Source organism: Microbispora sp. CSR-4 (assembly GCF_008033685.1).
GTDB lineage: Bacteria > Actinomycetota > Actinomycetes > Streptosporangiales > Streptosporangiaceae > Microbispora.
The window spans coordinates 47,383-66,989 of record NZ_VJVX01000035.1 but is presented as its reverse complement, the minus strand read 5'-3'; the positions used below and the strand labels follow the sequence as shown (position 1 = coordinate 66,989).

The following is a 19,607-nucleotide window of genomic DNA, read 5'->3' as shown; positions in this document are numbered from 1 at the left end:
ACGGTAGGTCCGCTTCACTGACACCCTTCGTCAGTGGAGTCGTGCGATGGTGAGGGCGTGCGTGCGTCCCGGCTGCTGTCGATCCTCCTGCTGTTGCAGTCGCGTGGCCGGATGACGGCCCGGCAGCTCGCCGACGAGCTGGAGGTCAGCGTCCGCACGATCTACCGCGACGTCGAGTCGCTGCACGCCGCAGGCATCCCCCTGTACGGCGAGGCCGGGCACGAGGGCGGCTACCGGCTGATGGACGGCTTCCGCACCCGGCTCACCGGCTTGACCGAGCGGGAGGCCGCGGCGCTGTTCCTGGCCGGGCTGCCGGGACCGGCCGCCGACCTCGGTCTCGGCGCGCTGCTGGCCGCCGCGGAGCTGAAGATCGAGGCCGCGCTTCCCGCCGGGCTGCGGGAGGAGGCGCGGCGGGTGCGGGAGCACTTCCTCCTCGACGCGCCCGGCTGGTACTACGACGGCGACCGGTCGCCGTACCTGCCGGAGGTCGCCGAGGCCGTCTGGAACACCCGGGTCGTCCACGTCCGCTACCGCCGCTGGGCGGAGCCCTGCGAGGTCGAGCGGAGGCTGGAGCCGTACGGGCTGGTCCTGAAGGCGGGGAAGTGGTACCTCGTGGCGCGGTGCGACGGTGCGCTGCGCACCTACCGGGTCGGCCAGATCCTCGCCCTCACCGTGACCGACGAGACGTTCGAGCGCCCGGACGGCTTCGACCTGGAGCGGCACTGGCGTGAGCATCTGGCCGGCTTCCGGTCACGGCTGCTGCGCGGGCAGGCGGTGATCCGGCTGTCGCCGCAGGGGCGGGAGCGGCTCGGGGAGGTCATGAGCTCGGTCGTCGCCGGGGCGGTGGACGAGACGGCGGGCCCGCCGGACGAGCGGGGCTGGGTCACCGCCACGGTGCCCGTCGAGTCGGTGACGCACGCGCGCACGGAGTTCCTGAAACTCGGGGCCGAGGTGGAGGTCCTGGAGCCGGCCGAGCTGCGGCGCGAGATGGCGGTGACCGCGCACGCGCTCGCGGCCCTCTCCCCGCCGACCCCGCCGCCTGCAGAGCCGCCGCCTGCAGAGCCGCCGCCTGCAGAGCCGCCGCCTGGAGAGGTGCCTGCAGAGCCGCCGCCGACGGAGCCGTCTTCGCGTCTGTCGTAGCGGGCGTCAATGAAAAATCGGCTCGCAATTCCGGCGAATCCGATAAAAGGTGATACCAACTTGATGGGCACCCTGACGGCGTGCGGTCCGAGTTCTATCCTTAACGGCGTCACTGACAAGATTCTCGCGGATTGCGGGAGAAGAAGTGCCCAAGACCACGCGTACGCCGCGAAGGGAGAAAGCGCGAAGCGAGGGCGCGCGAGTGGACGGGCTTCGTGATCCGGATGTCGAGACCTTCGTCGGCGCGATGGGGACGCGCATCCGCGCGGACGCCGAGACGGTCGGAGTCGGCCGCCGGACCCTGGAGATCCAGGTAAGACTGCACCTGCCCCGGTTGAGCAGGCCGGCCATCGCCGGCTGGTCTCCGGACAAGGTGTACGAGGAGATACGGCTGCAGGCAGTCGTCAGGGCGGCGCAGGTGCGCCAGTCGGCGGAGGACGCCGCCCACCAGGCCCATGCCTCCGTCCTCCTCAACGTGCACAAGGCACACCGCGACCTGAGCCTGTCGTTCGGCGACGGCTACCGCACCCGCCTGCGCTTCGCCGAGGTCGGGCCGAGCGCCGGCCACCTGGTCCAGTCGAGACTGCACTACCTCCACAGCGAGAGGGCCGACACCGCCGCGCAGTTCGGGCTCTTCCTGCCGGGCGCGACGATGCCGATCACGTACGCCGCCTTCTCGCGGTGCGACCGCCAGTATGTCCTCGACGCGCTCACCGGGCACGGGCTGGACGTGAATCCGGAACGCGTAATGGTCCTGACAAGAATGCACGGGCTGGCGGGAATTCCGGCGAACCTCATGAGCCTGACTATCGCCCGCGCGGTCCGGGAGATCAGGGCGAAAAACGCCGGAGATTATGTCATCACGGCATACAATCCGATGCTCGGTTTCTGCGGCACCTCATTCGTCGCGTCGGGATTCCGGCCGGTCGCCCTGTCGCCCGTGGCGTACTGCTACGACGGCAAAGGCCTTTTCCAGACCCGCCGGATGTCCGGGGAGTCGGTGCCGCAGCTCCTGGACACCCCGGACAACGTGCTCATGGCCCTCGGGGTCACCCCGGCCGCGAAGCGGAACGTCGCCGGGATCGAGGGCCTGATCAGGGTGTCGAGCCGCACCCACTCGGGCGGCGACCATGTGCGGCCTCTCAAGGCGGACCTCGCCTCGCCGGAGTGGCGGGACCGCCTGCTCGGTTACCGCCGGATGCTGGAACCCTGCTGGTCGGAGCGCACGGTCCATCCGCGCTATCAGCAGTCGCCGGTCGCGGCGGGCGATCCCAGGGGCCAGTGCGGGGTCACCTCCGTCTGGCTCGCCCGCACGCTCCGCACCGACCTGCTGCTCGAACCCGTCTACTGCTACGGGCGGCTGCGCGTCGGCCGCGACGACGCCGAGGACGTGAGCCATCACTGCTGGGTCGAGATCGGCCCGGCCCACGATCCCCGGCGGTTCGTCATCGACCTGACCGCCGACCAGTCGGACGGCGTACGCGAGCCGATCATCCTGGGCGAGCACCGGGCGCTGGCCGATCGGGGGCTGCGGTACGAGAGCGCGGCGCGCCTGCGCCTCGACGAGCTGCCGAGAGACCGGGTGTGGCCGCGCTTCCTCGCGCTCGCCGACCGCCTGTGCGAGCTGGACGAGCTCCGGAGGCGGCCATGACCCGGCACATGACCGCGTCCATGGCCGGGCGCGCAAACGAAGCCCGGCCCTCGGTGCTGCTGCTGTCGTCCGACAGCAGGCGGCGCTACGCGGAGGACGTGCTGCGGGCGCTGGCCCTGCCCAGAGGGGCGATCATCCAGTTCCGCTACGAGACCGACTACGTGGCGGGCGCTCTGCAACAGGCGATCGCGAGCGGCTCCGCCGTCGGCCGGCGGTGCCTCGTGGCGTTCCTGGCCGACCGGGAGTCGCCCGAGACCGAGCCGTTCGTCGTGCCCGTACGCTTCGCGACGGTGGTGGCGACCGCGTGCGTGGCCGACATGGCCGTCTTCCGGCTCCGGGTGGACGACTACGCGAACCTGGAGGACTTCCCGCTCACCGAGGCGGACATCAGGGCCAGGGGCGGCTGGTTCGTGGACCGGCTCGCGGAGGCCAACGGCGGGCGCTGGTATCCCGCCACCACCCGCTTCCCCGACCTCCACCTGCACGAACGGCCCGGCGACGACCCGGAGGCGTGGCTCGGGGTGGCCCGGCGGCTGGCCCGGCATCCCACGTACAGGACCTGCTACTTCGTACGCACCGAGGAGCCGCTGCTGGGCAGGGGCAGGACGGGCGTGCTCGACGCCGAGGGGCGGCTGCACCTGAGCGACGGCGACTCCGTGCGGATGCGGGTCAGCTTCTACTCCGACGGCTACACGCCAGCCCCGAAGCGGCTGGTCTGCGCGACCGACGGCACCTTCCTGAAGATCGCGTCCGACGACTCGTACGACGTGGCGTCGCGGTACGACACGGTGGAGTTCTGGCTGCGGCCCGAGTTGCTGCGCTTCGACGCGCTCGCGCGGGTCGGGATCACACTGGCCGCCGACACCAGGGCGGGCCCGGAGCCGGGAGGCGGCTCACTGACGACGAGCGCCGGATTTCCTGTGATCGTGCGCCGCTCGCGGTCGCGTCTCCTCACGCGGGCGTCGGCCGCCGCGGCCGGGGCCGTTCTCGTCGCCCTGCCCGCCGTGCTCGGGCCGGGCACCGACCTGTCGCTGAGGGTGCTGTGCGCGGTCTGCGGCGCGGCCCTGCTCGCCGTCGCGAACATCGTCATCTCCCACGCCAGGTGACACCCCGCCGGAGAACAGGTGCGGGCGCCGCGCGAACTCCCGGCACAGCTCGTCGAACAACGGCAGCAGTGCCGGGCAGCTCATGCGGATCTTCCGCCTGGCCGTGATCTCCGTGCGCTTGTACGCCGCCCAGGTGGGCCGCAGCGGGTGATGATCGGCCAGCAGCACGTTGACGTGGGGGAGCAGCTTGTCGAGGGCGTGGACGAACCTGCTTTCCGGGTCGTGCTGCGCCTTGTAGCCGTACAGGTCCTCCACCAGCCAGGGGAACGTCCCGCCGAAGTCACGGGCGATGATCTCCCGCGCCTCCTCCTCGCGCACGGCCTTCTTCTCGCGTTCCGCCGGGCCGGCGTAGACCGAGACGTCGCCCGCGTGGACCTCGGGCAGGTCATGGACCAGCGCATATCTGGCGACCCGGCCGGGGTCGAGGGCGGGGTCGATCAGCGGGGCGAGGCAGACCGCGGCCAGGCCCAGGGTGAAGGAGTGCTCCGCGTCGTTCTCCCGGCGGGTGACGTCCTGCGGCACCACCGAGGTCCGTTCGATCGCGCACGGCGGGAATGCCAGTTCGCGCATGAGGGTCATCAGCGTGTTCGCGCCGACCGGGGAGCCGGTGTTTTTCGCGTTGTCCCTCGCCATCGGGCCGCCCTCGCATTGTTCGCCCGCACGCGGCCACGGCGTTTCGCGTACGGCCTGATCTCCCAGCGTAGCCGACCATTAATCGGCGCCGTGGGAAGTGTTTCCCAAGGAATGGCGGCGGGAGCCGAATATGTGTTCGGTAATCGGCATTTCCGCATTTCAGGCCGCATAGTCCTGGAGCGTTGTCGAGGTGGCCGCCATGGGCCCGGGCCGGTGCGCAGGCGGCGGATCTCGTCCAGGACGCCCATCCGCCGCAGCACGTCCATGCGCACCGCCCCACGGAAGCCGACCGTGCGGCCCATGACCTGCTCACATGTTGATCATGTGTCCGGCCAGGCCGTGGATCGCCTCCTTCACCGCCTCGCCCAGGGTCGGGTGGGCGTGGACGTTGCGCGCCACCTCGTGCACGGTGAGGTCCCACTGCTGGGCCAGGGTCAGCTCGGGCAGCAGCTCGGTCACCTCGGGCCCGATGAGGTGGGCGCCGAGGATCTCGCCGTACTTCGCGTCGCTGAGGACCTTGACGAACCCGCTCGGGTCGCCCAGGCCGTGCGCCTTGGCGTTGGCCGTGAACGGGAACTTGACCACCTTCACGTCGAAGCCCTGCTCGCGCGCCTGGGCCTCGGTGTAGCCGAAGCTCGCGATCTGCGGCTGGCAGTAGGTCGCCCTGGGGATCATCACGTAGTCGAGCTCCATCGTCTCGGCCCCCGCGATGGTCTCGGCGGCGATGATGCCCATCGACTCGGCGGCGTGCGCCAGCATGAGCTTCGCGGTGACGTCGCCGATGGCGAAGATGTTCGGCACGTTCGTACGGCAGCGGCCGTCCACGGCGATCGCGCCCCGCTCGGTCAGCCGTACGCCGGTGTTCTCCAGGCCGTATCCCTCGACACGCGGCTGGAAGCCGATGGCCTGCAGCACCTTGTCGGCCTCCAGCACGGACGTCTCGCCGTTCTTCGAGACCGTGACCCGCACCTTGTCGCCGCTGTCGTCGATCGACTCGACCCGGGTGGAGGTCAGCACGTCGATGCCGAGCCGCCGGTAGCGCCGCGCCAGCTCGGCCGACACCTCCTGGTCCTCCAGGGGCACCATCCGGTCGAGGAACTCGACGATCGTGACCTTCACGCCGTAGTTGTGCAGCACGTACGCGAACTCGACGCCGATCGCGCCGGCGCCCGCGATGATCACGCTCTCCGGCAGCGTCTCGCTGAGGATCTGCTCCTCGTACGTCACCACGCGCTCGGACAGGGACGTCCCCGGCAGCAGGCGGGTCGTCGCTCCGGCCGCGATGATGCAGTGGCCGAACGTCACCGTGCGCACCGAGCCGTCCGCGCCGCGCACCTCCATGGAGTTCGGCCCGGTGAAGCTGCCCCGGCCGTCATACTCCGTGATGCCGTTCTTCTTCATCAGATAGTGGACGCCCTTGACACGCCCGTCCGCGACCTGGCGGCTGCGGCGGAAGGCCGCGCCGTAGTCGAGCGTGATCGGGCCGTCCGTCTGGATGCCGAACGTCTTGGTCTCGTTCGTGAGGATGTGTGCGAGTTCGGCATTACGCAGCAACGCCTTGGAGGGGATGCATCCGACGTTGAGGCAGACACCACCCCAGTAGCGCTCCTCGACGACCGCTGTGGTGAGCCCGAGCTGGGCCGAACGGACCGCGGCGGTGTAGCCGCCGGGCCCTGCGCCGAGGACGACGACATCGTAGTGATCGGTCATGCACCGGACCCTACGCCGCCGCTCCCCTCTGCCGCGGAAGGGGGTGTCCACCAGGCGCCGGGCCACCCGCGCGGCCCGCTCGGGCTACTTCGCGTGCCCGCCGGGGTCCGGGCCGTCCGCGTCCGCGGAACGACCCGGGTGACCCGGCCCGGTGGACGGAAGGGGCGGAAGAGCGGGCAGCGGGGGCGGAGTGCGCAGCGGAGGCGGAGTGGGCAGGGGCGGGGGGAACGCGGAGGCCCGGGCGCCGGCCAGGCCGAGCACCTGGCGCATCCATGCCTCCAGGCTCGTCGGGTCCGGCGGGATCAGCGGGTCCTGCCCGTCCTGCCCGTCCTGCCCGTTCTGCCTGTCGTGACCGCCCTGCCTGTTCTGGCCGCCCTGGCCGTTCTGCTCGCCCTGCTCGCCGCGCCCCCGCCCGGGAGCCGCCGTGGTCACGCCGTCATCCCAGGAGAGCCGGGGCCAGCAGCCGCAGGTGCTCTGTCTGCGTGCCGACCGAATCGGCCAGTGGCTGTACGCACACGTGGTCGGCCCCCGCGTCGTGGTGGGCGCGCACCCGCTCGGCGATCGTCTCCGGTTCGCCCCAGACCACGATCGCGTCGATGAGCCGGTCGCTGCCCCCGCCCGCGAAGTCGTCGTCGGAGAAGCCCAGCTCGCGCAGGTTGTTGATGTAGTTGGGCAGGGAGAGATAGAAGGCGGCGTATTCGCGGGCGATCTCCCGGGCGCGCCCGGCGTCGGTCTCGACCACCACTGCCTGCTCCGGGGCGAGGACCGGGTCCGGCCCGAGGATCTCGCGGGCCTTCGCGGTGTGCTCGGGCGGCACGAAGTACGTGTGCGCCCCCTGGGCGCGCTGCGCCGCCAGTTCGAGCATCCGGCGGCGCAGCGCCGCCAGCACCCGGGGCGGCCTCTCCGCCAGCGGCAACACGCCGAACGACGCCTGGTCCATCCCGTCGAGGTAGTCCTGCATGAGCCGCAGTGGCGCGGAGTATTCGTGGCCGCGAGGGGCGACCAGCGGCTTGTGGCTCACACCGAGGCCGAGCACGAACCGGTACCCCCATGCCTCGGCCAAGGTCGCGGCGCCGTTGGCCGCGGCCACCGCGTCCCGGCCGTAGATGTTCGCGATGCCCGTCGCCACGTGCAGCCGCTCGGTGGACGACAGCAGAAGCGCCGAGTTCGTGTACGCCTCCCGCCCGTCCGGGGCCTCGCCCACCCAGAGCGCCGGATATCCGAGCCGCTCGATCTCCGCCGCGGCCGCTCTGGCCTCGTCCGCGGTCGCCGTTCTCGACAGTGAGAACAGCCACACTCCCGTACGGCCGAGGCGGCGCCTCAGCTCCGACGGTTCCATGGTGGGCGGTTGCGTACGCTCGGCCATCCGGACGCTCCTTGTCTGTCACACGAGATCGGGCGAAGGGGGGCGGTTCGCCGGAGACGCCGCCCCCGCCGGGCCGGACGGCCGCGCCGGCGGGCGTCGCAGCCTCAGCATGTCATCGCACGCGCCGGTGGCCTCGGCACCCCCCTGTGATCGGTTCACGTGTCGGGGCGCACCGCCCTGCCCGTACGGCTTACTGCGATTTCCCCCGGATCCAGATGGTCATCCCCATCGGTGGCGGAATCGCCCTGAGGGTGGTGGGAGCCCCGTGAGCGGGAACCCACGAAACGGCAAAGGCCTGTCCTGGATCTTCGCGTCCGGGCGGCGGGGCCGCCGTCGCCGCGTGTGTCCTTGGAGCCGACTCGCTCACTCTCCAGGAGGCCGAACATGAGGAAACTGCTGTATGCCGGCGCGGTCGCGATCAGCCTGCTGGCCGCCGGATGCGGCGGTGCCGGCGACGACGCCAGCCGCGTCGCCAACGACCAGCTCAACGAGTCGCAGACGCCCGAGCCCTCCGAGAACCAGCCGGAGACGACGCCGTCCGCCACCGATTACCCGGCGTCGCCGACCTCTCCCGTCCAGGCGTCCCCCACGGGGCCCGCGCGCATCGACACGGCGTCCACCTCGCTCGGCACCGTGCTGGTCGGCATCGAGGGCCGCACGGTGTACCTGTTCACGAAGGACAAGGGCGGCACCTCGGCCTGCACCCAGGCGTGCGCCGCCGCGTGGCCGCCCGTGCTCACCGTCGGCGCGCCCCAGGCCGGCACGGGTGTGCACCCGAACCTGCTCGGGACCCTCCACCGCGAGGACGGCACCACGCAGGTGACCTACAACAAGCACCCGCTCTACTACTACTCGAAGGACCAGAAGGCCGGCGACGTGCTCGGCAACGACGTGAAGGACTTCGGCGGCGAGTGGCACGCCGTCACCCCCGAGGGCAAGAAGGTCAAGGGCTAGTCCCCTGGCATGGCCATGCTGTGCGGCAGCCGGGCGAGCAGGGCCGACATCCGCTCACGCTCGTCCGGCGACGGCAGCGATCCCGGCCTCGTACGCCGCCCGGACGAGCCGCCCGGACGAGACGCCGGAGCAGGACGCCGGAACCAAGACAGGGCCCGGCCCGCGTAGGTCCCACTGGTCCGCCACCACGCCGTCTTCCCGGCGTTCTCCGATCCGCCTTCCCCTGCGGGAGGGCGGATTTCTCATGCCTCTCGCAGTCCCGGCGGTTGCCGGTCCTTCCGGCGACCTCCGGGATCACCTGGCTACCACCGCTCGGAGCCCACTAGGCTGAGGAACACTCCGCCCTGTGTCCGCGGCCGCTTCTCCGTACGAAAGTGGGCTCGCGATGGCATCGGACGCGTCGTCCGTTCTCGAGAACGTCCTCACCGGCACTCCGCCAGGCCCATCGAAGATCCCGCATGGGGGATCACGCCAGATCTGGCGGACATCAGGACTGACCGAGCCCTCTCCGGGCAGTCGTGATAGCCGAATCGGCGCCTCTTCCCCCAGGCCACGGCCGTGCGAGGTGAGGTTCACGAGAGGACACGGAATGACTCATATCGATCCTGAGGCTCTTCTCACCAGCCTGCGACGTCTGCAGAAGGACAGGGCGGCGACCGGGATCGTGCACCACCTTGAGCGCATCGTCCAAGTGGTCGACCGGCTCTTCGGATACTCCGGCGCGGGCCTGATGTTCGCCGAGGAGGACCGCACGCTTCGCTACCTCTTCGCCACCGACGAGCGCGGCCGCAGCCTGGAGCGCGCCCAGGCGGTGACGGGCCAGGGCCCGTGCGTGGCGGCGTACGCGGGCGACACCGCGGTGACGACGGCCGACGTGCGGTCGGACCGGCGCTGGCCCGCCCTGCGTGACCTGCTGCACCCCGAGGTGCGCGGGGTGGCGGGAGTGCCGATCCGGCTCGGCGGCGTGCCCGTGGGCACCCTCAACGTCTACCAGGACGCGCCGCACGAGTGGCAGGAGAGCGACACCCAGTCCCTCCACGCGTACGCGCACGTGATCGAGCAGGTCCTCGTGGCGTCGATGGAGGCGGACGAGAAGGCGGCGCTGGCCGGCCAGCTCCAGTACGCCCTGGACTACCGCGTCGTGATCGAGCGGGCCATCGGCTATCTCATGGGCAAACACGACCTGACGGCCTCGCAGGCGTTCACCGGACTGCGCAAGCAGGCCAGGGACAGCAGACGGAAGGTGTCCGAGCTCGCGGCGGAGCTGCTGGGCGAGCAGGGCCAGAGGAATGTTGCGAATCCAGATCACGCCGTCTGAGGCCGGCGTCCGCGTCGCCGTGCACGGCGACCTCGACCTGTCCGGGGTGCCGGAGCTGCGTGCCCGCCTCCGGCAGGCGCTGGCGACCTACGGGCCCGGGCACGTCGAGATCGACCTGGCCGGGGTCGGCTTCCTCGACTGCGCGGGCGCGCGGAGCCTCCTGTGGGCCGACGCGCACGTGCGGGAGCGGGGCGGCCGGGTGACCTTCGTCCGCCCGGCCCCGCCGGTGTCGCGGCTGCTGCGGCTGCTGGGCTTCGACTCCGCGCTGACCCTCCGTACGGCGTCGCACGTGCCGCTGCCCCAGCCCACGGCCGAGGCCCGTCCCCGGCCCGACTGACATGGCGTACGGCACCGGACCCTGCGGGCCGAAGTGCGAGGCGACCGGGCGATAGTCTTTCCGTGATGTATCGACTCGTGTTCACGCAGGTCCTGAGCCGCCTCGACGCGGAGGCCGTCCACCACCTCACGATCAGGCTGCTCCGCCTGCTCGGGATGTTCCCGCCCCTCGTGCGGCTGCTGCACCGTTTGCTCGCGCCGAAGGCGGAGTCGCTGCGCGTCCAGGCGTTCGGCGTCCACTTCGCCTCGCCGTTCGGGCTCGCCGCCGGGTTCGACAAGGACGCCGGGTGCGTCGAGCCGCTGTCGGCGCTCGGATTCGGGTACGTCGAGGTGGGCACGATCACCGCGCACGCCCAGCCGGGCAACCCCCGGCCGCGGCTGTTCCGCCTGATCGAGAGCCGGGCGATCATCAACCGGATGGGATTCAACAACGCCGGGGCGGCGGCCGCCGCCAAGCGGCTGCGCCGCGTGCGCCACATCCCGGCCGTGGTCGGCGTCAACATCGGCAAGACCAAGGTCGTGCCCGAGTCCGAGGCCGTGCGCGACTACGTGGACAGCGCCCGCAGGCTCGCGCCGCTCGCCGACTATCTCGTGGTCAACGTCAGCTCGCCCAACACCCCGGGCCTGCGCGACCTGCAGGCCGTCGACCGCCTGCGCCCGCTGCTGTCGGCGGTGAAGGAGGCGGCCGGGCGCACCCCGCTGCTCGTGAAGATCGCGCCCGACCTGGCGGACGAGGACGTGGACGCCGTGGCCGAGCTCGCCACCGAGCTGGAGCTGGCGGGCGTCATCGCGACCAACACCACGATCAGCCGCGAGGGCGTCGCGAGCACCGAGACCGGCGGCCTGTCCGGACGGCCGCTCAAGGCCCGCTCACTGGAAGTGCTGCGCCGCCTGCGCCAGAAGGCCGGAGACCGGCTCACGCTCGTCTCGGTCGGCGGCGCGGAGGACGTCGACGACGTCTGGGAGCGGCTGCTGGCCGGTGCCACCCTCGTGCAGGGATACACCGGCCTCATCTACGAAGGTCCCCTGTGGCCGTCGCGGATCAACCGTCAGCTCGCCCGCCGGCTGCGGCGGCACGGCTACGGCTCGGTCCGCGAGATCGTCGGCCGCACCGCATAAGTCCCCATTCCCCTGGAAACGGAGAGCGCCATGAGCGTCAAGACCTACACCGTGCAGGGCATGACCTGCGGCCACTGCGTGAGCTCGGTCAAGGAGGAGGTCGGCGAGATCCCCGGCGTCACCGGCGTCGAGGTCGACCTCGACAGCGGCCGGCTCGACGTTTCCGGCGACGTCGCCGACGACGCGGTGCGCAAGGCCGTCGAGGAAGCCGGCTACACCCTCGTCTGAGCCACGCCCGCGCTCGGACGGTCGCTCACGCGGTGCGTTCGCCGAGGTCGTCGCCCGGGGTAGGGCGAATCACGATCATGCGCTCCGAAAGTACGAGATCATGCATGAGCGGAGTCTCGCAGCCCGCCCCGACAAAGCTAAGCGAGCGACCCCTCATGAGCGCCATCTACGACCAGGCCGACGGCGAGCGGATCGCCGTGGCCGACAGCGGTGATTCCGTGAGCATCATCAACCGCTCCGGAAGGATCGTCGTCGGTAAGAAGGACGTACGCAGGCTCGCCGAGCGGATCCTCGCCGCGGCGGGCCGGGTGGCCGTCGTCCTTTTCCCGCCGGCCCTGCGCAAGGACACGCTGTCGGTCGCCGGCCCGTCCGGGCGGTGGAAGGTCCGCGTCTCGCCGAAGAACGGCGCCCGCGTCCTCGTCGAGGTCGATCCGCAGGGCATCGGGCCGGCCGAGGCCTACGAGCTCGCCGCCGCCGTCGCGGTGGCCGGGCGCCACATCGGCGACGCGGAACAGGCGGACCAGCGCCTCACCGCGAGGATCCGCGAGGTGATCGACACCTATCAGGGCCTCGACCCGGAGAAGATCGCGGCCGCCATCGTCGCCGAAGTCCTCGACGGAGCATGACCCCCCGCCCTCCGCGTCCCCCGAGCGCCTGTCCCTCCGCCCTCCGCATCCCCGCGCGCCCGACCACAACGCGCCCGCCGCGCCCCCACACGCCTGACCCCCGCCCTCCGCATCCCCGCGCGCCCGACCACAACGCGCCCGCCGCGGCCCCGCATGCCCCGCCTCCGCGCCGTGCCCGCCGCGCCCCCACACGCCTGATCGTGCCGTTGCCAGCCCCGTCTTCACCGGCTCCTGCGTCCCGCGCGGACGCCCGGTGACGTGGGAAAGCCGGTTGCTCCGCCCGACGGTGCCTGTGGAGGATGCCGGTCATGCGAGACGGGAACGTGCGTGGGCTGGAGCTGTCGCGGCGGTTTTACCTGGAGGCGGTGGCACCGCTGCTGGCGCGGCACTTCGGCGGCCTCACGCACTCGGCGGCACTCCTCGGTCCGGGCTCGGAAGTGCTCGGATACGACACCGTGCGATCCACCGACCACGACTGGGGCCCACGGCTGCAGCTCTTCCTGAGCCCCGAGGACGCCGCCGCCCACGGTGAGGCCGTACACGCCATGCTCGCCGGGAGCCTGCCGCCGCGGTTCCTCGGCTATCCCACACACTTCCGCTCGGTCGGCCGGACCCGGCACATGGAGACGACGGACGGCCCGATCCGGCACGGAGTGGTGGTGGCCGACCTCGCGGCATGGCTCACCGGGCATCTCGGGTTCGACCCGATCGCGGGCGTCGGCCTGTCCGACTGGCTGGCGACGCCCACCCAGACGCTCGCGGAGATCACGGCGGGGGAGGTCTTCCACGACGGCCTGGGGCTGCTCCAACCGGTCCGGCGGCGCCTCGCCTGGTATCCCGGCGACGTCTGGCGCTACGTCCTCGCCTGCCAGTGGCGGCGGATCTGCCAGGAGGAGGCGTTCGTGGGCCGCGCCGGTGAGGCCGGTGACGAACTGGGCTCGGCCGTCACCTGCGCCCGTCTGGTGCGCGACCTCATCCGGCTCGCCCTGCTCATGCACCGCCGCTACCCGCCGTACGGCAAGTGGCTGGGCAGCGCCTTCGCCGCCCTGCCGTGCGGCCCGGATCTGGCACCCGTGCTCATGGCGGCCGTGTCGGCCACCGGCTGGCGGGAGCGTGAGCGCCACCTGGCCGGCGCCTACGAGGCTCTCGCGGCCCTGCACAACGACCTCGGCCTCACCACGCCCGTCGATCCGCGCACGCGGCGCTACCACGGCCGCCCCTACCGGGTGCTGCACGCCGAGCGCTTCACCGAGGCGCTGCTGGGGACCATCGCCGATCCCGAGGTGCGGCGGCTGCCTCTCACGGGTGCCGTGGACCAGTACATCGACAGCACCGACATGCTGGGCGACCGCTCCCGCGTACGCCGCATCGCCGGCCCGGCACGGCCCTAGAGCCCGAGCCGGGGGCTCAGTGGACCGGGCCAGGACGTGTAGAGACCAGGCCGGGACCCTCAGAGACCACGGCCGGGACCGTGAACCCCGGGCGGGGGTCTCAGAGACTGGGCCGGGTGGAGTCGGCGGACAGGCTGAGCTCGTGCAGGTGGCGCATCACGTCCTGGACGTCGACGGCGCCGGGGCGGTGACGCCGCCATCCGGTGCCGCCCCGCTGCCAGGGCCGGGGGCCGGACAGCGGGCGATACTCCACGCCGAACGCGTCGAGCCGGGCCAGATGGGCCTCCAGGCGGGGGAAGAAGTCCTCGGGCGCGGCAGGGCCGCCGGTCCACGCGACTTCGGCCGCCGCGCAGCCCCGGGGCCAGGCGCGGTAGTCGAGCGTACGGCCGTCGGGGATGCGCTCGCTCCAGAGCTGGAACTGCGCGCCGATCACCCGGGCGCGCTCCTCCTCCGGCCACTCGGACGGCGCGGGCGCGAAGGCCACTACGTCGGCCACGGTGATCGCGTCTCCCAGCCCGGCCGGCTCCTCGGGCGAGGCCGCCTCGGCGTAGTCGAAGTACATCGGGAAGACCGGCGTCGCCACCACGTCGTGACCGGCCGCCGCGGCCCGGCGGGCGACGTGCTCGCCGCGCCAGGGCATCACGACCGTGTCGGGCCGCAGCCTGCCGCTGACGAACGCCTCGTCCCACACCACCGCGCGGCTGCCCTGCTCGGCCAGCGCGTCGGCGAGCCGCCGCAGGAACCACGCGTGGAGGTCACCGGTGGTCTCCAGGCCCAGCGACGCCTGGTAGGCCGAGATCTCGGCCGACGCCGCCCAGTCGTCGAGCACGCACTCGTCGCCGCCGATGTGGAAGTAGGGCACGTCGCCCAGGGCGTCGGTGATCTCGGCGAAAACGGTGGTCAGGAAGTCGACGGTCGCCGGAAGCGGGGACAGGATCGCGGGCGAGATGCCCCACCGGTCCAGCACCTCGTAGCGCTCCTGCGGCCGGGACGCCAGCGCGGGATAGGCGGCCAGCACGGCGGAGGCGTGCCCCGGCACGTCGATCTCCGGAACGACCATCACCTCCCGCGCCCGGGCGTACGCCGCGATCTCCGCGAGGTCGGAGAGGGTGTAGTGACCGCCGTGGGGGACGCCGTCGAAGGCGGGCGCCTCCCCCTTGTGGCTCGTGATCGTCTGTGGACGGTGCGAGCCCACCTCGTGCAGCAGCGGGAACGCCCTGCTCTCCACCCGCCAGCCCTGGTCGTCGGCCAGGTGGAGATGCAGCCGGTTGAGCTTGTGCAGCGCCATCAGGTCGATCATCCGCAGCACCTCCCGCTTGGGCAGGAAGTTGCGGGCCACGTCGAGGTGCGCGCCGCGCCAGGAGAACCGCGGGGCGTCCTCCACCCGCCCGCAGGGGACCGTCCAGGACGTCCCGGGCGCGACGGCCGACCGGAACGCCTCGGCCGGCAGGAGCTGCCGCAGCGTCTGCGCGGCGTAGAAGGCACCCGCCCGATCACCCGCCGCGATGCGCACCCCGTCGCCCGCGATCGTCAGCTCGTACGCCTCGGGACCGAGCCGGGGGTCCTCCTCCACCCGCACGGCCGCCGTCGCGGCGTCGCCGGGCCGGAGGTCGAGCACCCGGAGGTCGAGCACGGGGAGCGCGAGCCGTACGGCGTCGGTGAGCGGGGCCGGGCCCGAGACGGCGGAGCCGGGCGCGATCTCGGCCGACCCGGGGCCCGTCTCGGCACGCCTCGGCAGGGGGAGGAGATGCTTCATTCCGCAGATGATGCCAAACCCCGCCGACAGTCCCGCCACCCGGTCCACAGCCCGCCGGAGCCCGCCTGCAAGCCCGTCCCAGAGCGCGTCCAGAACCCGCTCAGAACCCGCTCAGAACCCGCTCAGAACCCGCCGAGAACCCGCTCAGAGCCGCCGGGACGCGTCAGCGGGTCGAGGTGAGGTAGTTCTCCAGGCCCTTCGCCAGCGCCCGCGCCATCTTCGCGCGGAACGCGGGGTTCTTGAACTTGGCGGCGTCCGTGGCGTTGCGCATGTTGCCGCACTCGATGAAGATCTTCGGCACCGTCGACAGGTTGAGCCCGCCGAGGTCGCTGCGATAGTTCAGCGCCTGCTTGCCGATGTAGTTCGAGTACGGCAGGCCGGTGCCGCTGTGGAAGGCGTTCCGCACGTCCACGCCGAGCCTTGCCGAGTCCTTCACGACCGGATCGACCGGGCCGCCGATCTTCTTCGGCATGATGACGTGGAACCCGCGGAGGTTCGCCCCCGCGCCGTCGCCGTGGATGGAGATCGCCGCGTCCGCCTTGGCCTTGTTGCCGATGGCGGCCCGCTGGTTGATGCAGGGACCCCACGGGGTGCTGCTCGTACGGGTGAGCTTGACCGTGGCCCCCTGGGCCCGCAGCAGCTTGGCCAGCCTGGTGGACACGTCCAGGGTGAAGGCCGCCTCGGTGTAGCCGTCGTTCGTCGAGGTGCCGGTCGTGTCGCAGGCCTTCTTCTGGTTGGCGATGTCGACCAGCTGGTTGATCTCCCTGGTGTGGCGGAAGTTGCCGCCGTTGTGGCCCGGGTCGATCACCACGACCTTGCCGGCCAGGGGCCGTGCCTCCACCTCGGAGGCGGCCGCCGTACGCGTGGCCGGGGCGGCCGTCCCGGCGGAGGCCGTGTCCGTCGCCTGGTCCTCGGCCGAGGCCGGCCGGCCGAGCTGGGACGAGGCGGTGGAGGCTGAGGTCCCCGTGCCGGAGACCTCAGCGCCGGAGACCTCAGCGCCGGAGACCTCAGCGCCGGAGACCTCAGCGCCGGAGACCTCAGCGCCGCCGCAGGCGACGGCTCCGACCCCGCACAGGGCCAGGGCTGCGGCGGCGAGTGGTCGTCTGATCACGGTCGAATCCCCTTCCCGGAGGTGTGGTCACCCCAACCTAACCGGGACGGAGTCGTGATCAGACCGTTATGCCGGAAACCTGGCCGCCCACGCCGGCTCGGGGACCTCCTGCCGATGCAGGAGAGCGGCCAGCTCACGGGCGTCCTCGGCGTCGAGGCCCAGCACCACGCGCGGCCGTCCCCAGGGGTGGTCGATCGAGTGGGCGACATAGCTCGCCACCGACTCGGCGACGTCCTCGCTGCCGAGCCCCCGGCTCTCCCTCCAGTGCGCCCAGGCCCGCTCCAGTTCGCCGGCGGCCCGTTGGGCGCAGGAGACCAACTCAGGATCACGCATGAATCCCCCCGATTATCCGGTCGCCGGCCTGCGGGCAGCCCTTCCGCGACCCGCCGGGGGCCGGCGCCACGGCTGAAGTCAACACCGGCCGCGAGGGGACACGTCGGTGATTGACCTAGCTTTGGCCACCGCTTGGAGCGGGCCCGGTGCTGCGCCGTACGACGAGCTGCGGGCTCACCTGCCGCAGCCGGGCGGTTTTGCCGGGCTCGGTTATGCGGTCGCTCAGCAGCGCCGCGGCCGAGCGGCCCATGGCCCGCCGGGGCTGGTCGACGCTGGTCAGCGAGATGTGGGTGACCGCCGCGAGGTGGGTGTTGTCGTATCCGACGACGGACACGTCCTCGGGCACCCGTAACCCCAGCTCGCTCGCCGCGGTCAGCACGCCCATGGCCACGATGTCGTTCGCCGCGAAGATCGCCGTCGGCCGGGGGTCGCGCTTGAGCAGCGCCAGCGCCGCGCGCCGGCCGCCCTCCTCGCTGAAGTCGCCGTGCTCGACCATGATGTACGGCGCCAGCGCGTGGCGGCGCATGGCGACGAGGTAGCCCTCGCAGCGGCAGCGGGCGGCCGACGACGGGGCGCCCTCGATGTGGGCGATGCGCTGGTGGCCCAGCTCCACGAGGTGGTCCACGGCGAAGCGGGCGCCGAGCTGGTCGTCGTCGACGACGATGTCCACGCCCTCGAGTTCGACGTCGCGCTCGCCGACCACCACGGTGGGCGTGTAGGCCGACGCCTCGGCCAGCGTGTCGCTGGACGGCGCGACTCCGAGCAGGACCAGGCCGTCCACCCGCAGTTCGAGGAACGCCTCGACGGCCTCGTCCTCGAACGCCGGGTCCCAGCGGCCGCTGCCGATCAGCAGCCGCAGCCCGTCGCCGTGCAGGCTCTCCTGCAGGCCGTCGAGGAACTCCGCGTAGAAGGGGTTGTGCAGGTCGGCCACGAGCGCGCCCACCAGGTGGGTGCGCCCCTCGACCAGGCTGCGGGCGACCGCGTTCGGGCGGTAGCCGAGCTCCCGGGCGGCCTGGAGGACCGCCTCCCTGCGGTGCTCGCTCACGTGCGGGGAGCCCCGCAGCACGAGAGACACCAGCGACTTGGAGACTCCTGCCCGCTCGGCCACGTTGCGGATCGTCGGGCGGGGCCGAGGGCTGAACCCATCGGACAGTCCGCCGGTGGGGATCGTGACCCCGACGTCTTTCCGGGCAGTGGTCTGCATGGACGGTCCTGACATGGTTCTCCCCACGATGCGTGGACGTGCACCTGACACACCAAACGATCGAGTTGCCCTGAGGGTACGGGTTGATCGCGGTTAGACAGGAACCTTCCTCTAGATCGGGCGTTGGGAAGGTTAGCGTTACCACGCGTGGGCGCGCAGAGCCGGGAGGGAGCCGAAGGCGCCCCGGAATTCGGCCACGCCTCTCTCAGGTGGGGATTCGCTAGGGTGCGAGGTGTGAGTGCCACACGCCAAGCGGAAGACGGGGCACGGCCGGCGCGACGCAGGCTCAGTGTGGACCGGCGGCGTGAGGAGCTCATCGCCGCCGCGCTGGAGCTCTTCAGCAGACACGACGCCGAGGACGTCTCGATCGACGACGTGGCGGCCTCCGCGGGCGCGTCGAGGGCGCTCGTCTATCACTACTTCGGCGGCAAGCAGGAGCTCTACGTGGCGGCCCTGCGGAGCGCGGCGGCCGAACTGCAGGCACGGTTGCAGGCGCAGGGCGAGGGCGGGCCGCTGGAACAGCTCGGTGCGGGCCTGACGCGTTACTTCGACTTCGTCGAGGAGCACGCGGCCGGCTTCGCCGCGTTGCTCAGGGGAGGCCCGGCGAACCGCACCGGGGAGATCGGCGAGATCGTCGACGGGGTACGGCAGCGCATGCTGCGCATGATCGTCCATCAGATGGGGGTCGACGCGCCCGGTCCGGTGTTGCGCGTCACGCTGAGATCGTGGGTCGCCTCGGTGGAGACGGCCGGCCTCGACTGGCTGGAGCACCGCGACATGGCGCGGGCCGAGCTGGAGCGCCTCCTGGTCGACCAGATGGTCGCGCTCCTGCGGGCGGCGAGCGGGCAGGATCCGGGGGTGCGGGTGCTTCTGGAGACCCTGCTGCCCACGTACGCGGCTTCCGAGCACGCGTCACCTGAAAGCGTGGCGTTCGGCGACCGAGCACCCGGCATCTGAGAGCTCGGCGTCCGAGAACGCGTCATGCGAAAACGTGCCATGCGAAAACGTGCCACGCGCGAACGTGCCATGTGACAACGCGTCACCTGCGAACGCGCCGTCCAAGGACCTGGCTCCTGAGAGCCGGGCACCTGGGAGCCCGGCTTCCGCGAACCGTGAGGCCGTTCCCTGAACCCTCACCGCGTTCAACGGGGGGAACCGCCGGGGGTGAACGGAGATCGTACGCGCGGGGAGGCGCCGGGCGGGCGGCGCCGACCCCAGATCCCCTCCCATGACCGGTGGGCGGTCATGGGAGTGTGGTGGACGCGCTCACATCCCCGACGCGAGCGCGCCGTCGTTCCCCCCGTGGCGTGACGGCCACGTCCTACTCGGACCGCTGCTGCGGAATCCCCGCGAGCAGTGCCCGGACCTCGGTCTCCCGGTAACGCCGGTGACCGCCGAGGGTGCGGATGGACGTCAACTTGCCCGCCTTCGCCCACCGGGTGACGGTCTTGGGGTCGACACGGAACATCGTGGCGACCTCCGCCGGGGTGAGCAGTGGCTCGGCCTCGGGTGTACGAGCTGACATTTGTGCGGCCTCTCCTCCGTGTGGACCGCCGGCAGCGATCCTGCGACTTGTCTGGCGCAAGTGCCCCTTCCGTCAAGCCCTGCCCGGTCGCGTCGGCCGG

At 71.8% G+C, this 19,607-nt stretch carries 19 protein-coding genes; 10 read left to right on the top strand and 9 right to left on the bottom strand.

From position 1 onward, the window contains the following. Nucleotides 1-57: 57 nt before the first annotated feature. Both FLV34_RS24330 and FLV34_RS24325 read left to right on the top strand, forming a co-directional pair. Complete coding sequence (locus FLV34_RS24330; RefSeq protein ID WP_147944131.1) at nt 58-1,140, top strand: YafY family protein; 1,083 nt, start codon at nt 58-60, stop codon at nt 1,138-1,140. A gap of 202 nt (nt 1,141-1,342) precedes the next feature. Further along, the gene (locus FLV34_RS24325; protein WP_147944130.1) at nt 1,343-2,791 is read left to right on the top strand and encodes a hypothetical protein; all 1,449 of its coding nucleotides are present in this window, start codon (nt 1,343-1,345) and stop codon (nt 2,789-2,791) included. 893 nt (nt 2,792-3,684) lie between these two features. Here the strand turns inward: FLV34_RS24325 and FLV34_RS24320 are convergent. From FLV34_RS24320 to FLV34_RS24305, 4 genes are all read right to left on the bottom strand, one after another. Beyond that, nucleotides 3,685-4,530, bottom strand: coding sequence for an HD family hydrolase (locus FLV34_RS24320; RefSeq protein ID WP_147944129.1), 846 nt, complete (start codon nt 4,528-4,530; stop codon nt 3,685-3,687). 309 nt (nt 4,531-4,839) lie between these two features. Continuing rightward, the gene (lpdA, locus tag FLV34_RS24315) at nt 4,840-6,240 is read right to left on the bottom strand and encodes a dihydrolipoyl dehydrogenase (protein ID WP_142650610.1); all 1,401 of its coding nucleotides are present in this window, start codon (nt 6,238-6,240) and stop codon (nt 4,840-4,842) included. Nucleotides 6,241-6,324: 84 nt separating this feature from the next. After that, on the bottom strand, nt 6,325-6,672 hold the full coding sequence (locus FLV34_RS40670; RefSeq protein ID WP_187280714.1) for a hypothetical protein: 348 nt from the start codon (nt 6,670-6,672) through the stop codon (nt 6,325-6,327). A 4-nt stretch (nt 6,673-6,676) separates the two neighbouring features. Continuing rightward, nucleotides 6,677-7,606: a TIGR03620 family F420-dependent LLM class oxidoreductase gene (locus FLV34_RS24305; protein ID WP_261985880.1), complete on the bottom strand. Its 930-nt coding sequence runs from the start codon at nt 7,604-7,606 to the stop codon at nt 6,677-6,679. A 384-nt stretch (nt 7,607-7,990) separates the two neighbouring features. Here FLV34_RS24305 and FLV34_RS24300 point away from each other — a divergent pair, with 384 nt between their 5' ends. The 7 genes from FLV34_RS24300 to FLV34_RS24270 all read left to right on the top strand — a co-directional run bounded on the left by FLV34_RS24300 (nt 7,991) and on the right by FLV34_RS24270 (nt 13,578). After that, nucleotides 7,991-8,560 (top strand): hypothetical protein, encoded by a 570-nt coding sequence (locus FLV34_RS24300; RefSeq protein ID WP_142650611.1) that lies wholly within the window; start codon nt 7,991-7,993, stop codon nt 8,558-8,560. 589 nt (nt 8,561-9,149) lie between these two features. After that, on the top strand, nt 9,150-9,878 hold the full coding sequence (locus tag FLV34_RS24295) for a GAF and ANTAR domain-containing protein (protein WP_187280713.1): 729 nt from the start codon (nt 9,150-9,152) through the stop codon (nt 9,876-9,878). Then, entirely contained in the window at nt 9,850-10,215 is a 366-nt protein-coding gene (locus FLV34_RS24290; RefSeq protein WP_147944127.1) for an STAS domain-containing protein, read from the top strand. Before FLV34_RS24295 ends, FLV34_RS24290 begins: the two co-directional genes overlap by 29 nt. Nucleotides 10,216-10,280: 65 nt before the next feature. Beyond that, nucleotides 10,281-11,333 carry a quinone-dependent dihydroorotate dehydrogenase gene (locus FLV34_RS24285; protein ID WP_142650614.1) on the top strand — a complete coding sequence of 351 codons (1,053 nt, stop codon included), beginning with the start codon at nt 10,281-10,283 and terminating at the stop codon, nt 11,331-11,333. A 30-nt stretch (nt 11,334-11,363) separates the two neighbouring features. Beyond that, the gene (locus FLV34_RS24280; protein ID WP_142561071.1) at nt 11,364-11,561 is read left to right on the top strand and encodes a heavy-metal-associated domain-containing protein; all 198 of its coding nucleotides are present in this window, start codon (nt 11,364-11,366) and stop codon (nt 11,559-11,561) included. A gap of 155 nt (nt 11,562-11,716) precedes the next feature. Continuing rightward, nucleotides 11,717-12,187, top strand: coding sequence for a hypothetical protein (locus FLV34_RS24275; protein ID WP_142650615.1), 471 nt, complete (start codon nt 11,717-11,719; stop codon nt 12,185-12,187). 308 nt (nt 12,188-12,495) lie between these two features. Then, nucleotides 12,496-13,578: a DUF4037 domain-containing protein gene (locus FLV34_RS24270; protein ID WP_142650616.1), complete on the top strand. Its 1,083-nt coding sequence runs from the start codon at nt 12,496-12,498 to the stop codon at nt 13,576-13,578. Between the two features lie 100 nt (nt 13,579-13,678). On the opposite strand, the gene FLV34_RS24265 is transcribed toward FLV34_RS24270, so the two are convergent. The 4 genes from FLV34_RS24265 to FLV34_RS24250 all read right to left on the bottom strand — a co-directional run bounded on the left by FLV34_RS24265 (nt 13,679) and on the right by FLV34_RS24250 (nt 17,997). Continuing rightward, nucleotides 13,679-15,334 carry a beta-N-acetylhexosaminidase gene (locus FLV34_RS24265; protein WP_147944126.1) on the bottom strand — a complete coding sequence of 552 codons (1,656 nt, stop codon included), beginning with the start codon at nt 15,332-15,334 and terminating at the stop codon, nt 13,679-13,681. A 163-nt stretch (nt 15,335-15,497) separates the two neighbouring features. Continuing rightward, on the bottom strand, nt 15,498-16,445 hold the full coding sequence (locus FLV34_RS24260) for an N-acetylmuramoyl-L-alanine amidase (RefSeq protein ID WP_142650618.1): 948 nt from the start codon (nt 16,443-16,445) through the stop codon (nt 15,498-15,500). 66 nt (nt 16,446-16,511) lie between these two features. Beyond that, complete coding sequence (locus tag FLV34_RS24255) at nt 16,512-16,778, bottom strand: hypothetical protein (protein WP_030508794.1); 267 nt, start codon at nt 16,776-16,778, stop codon at nt 16,512-16,514. 115 nt (nt 16,779-16,893) lie between these two features. After that, a complete protein-coding gene (locus FLV34_RS24250) occupies nt 16,894-17,997 on the bottom strand; it encodes a LacI family DNA-binding transcriptional regulator (RefSeq protein ID WP_142650619.1) in 1,104 nt (367 codons plus the stop codon). Between the two features lie 219 nt (nt 17,998-18,216). On the opposite strand from FLV34_RS24250, the gene FLV34_RS24245 reads away from it, so the two are divergent. Next, entirely contained in the window at nt 18,217-18,939 is a 723-nt protein-coding gene (locus FLV34_RS24245) for a TetR/AcrR family transcriptional regulator (protein WP_261985879.1), read from the top strand. A gap of 364 nt (nt 18,940-19,303) precedes the next feature. On the opposite strand, the gene bldC is transcribed toward FLV34_RS24245, so the two are convergent. Continuing rightward, nucleotides 19,304-19,507, bottom strand: coding sequence for a developmental transcriptional regulator BldC (gene bldC, locus FLV34_RS24240; protein ID WP_013133571.1), 204 nt, complete (start codon nt 19,505-19,507; stop codon nt 19,304-19,306). Between the last annotated feature and the right edge of the window lie 100 nt (nt 19,508-19,607).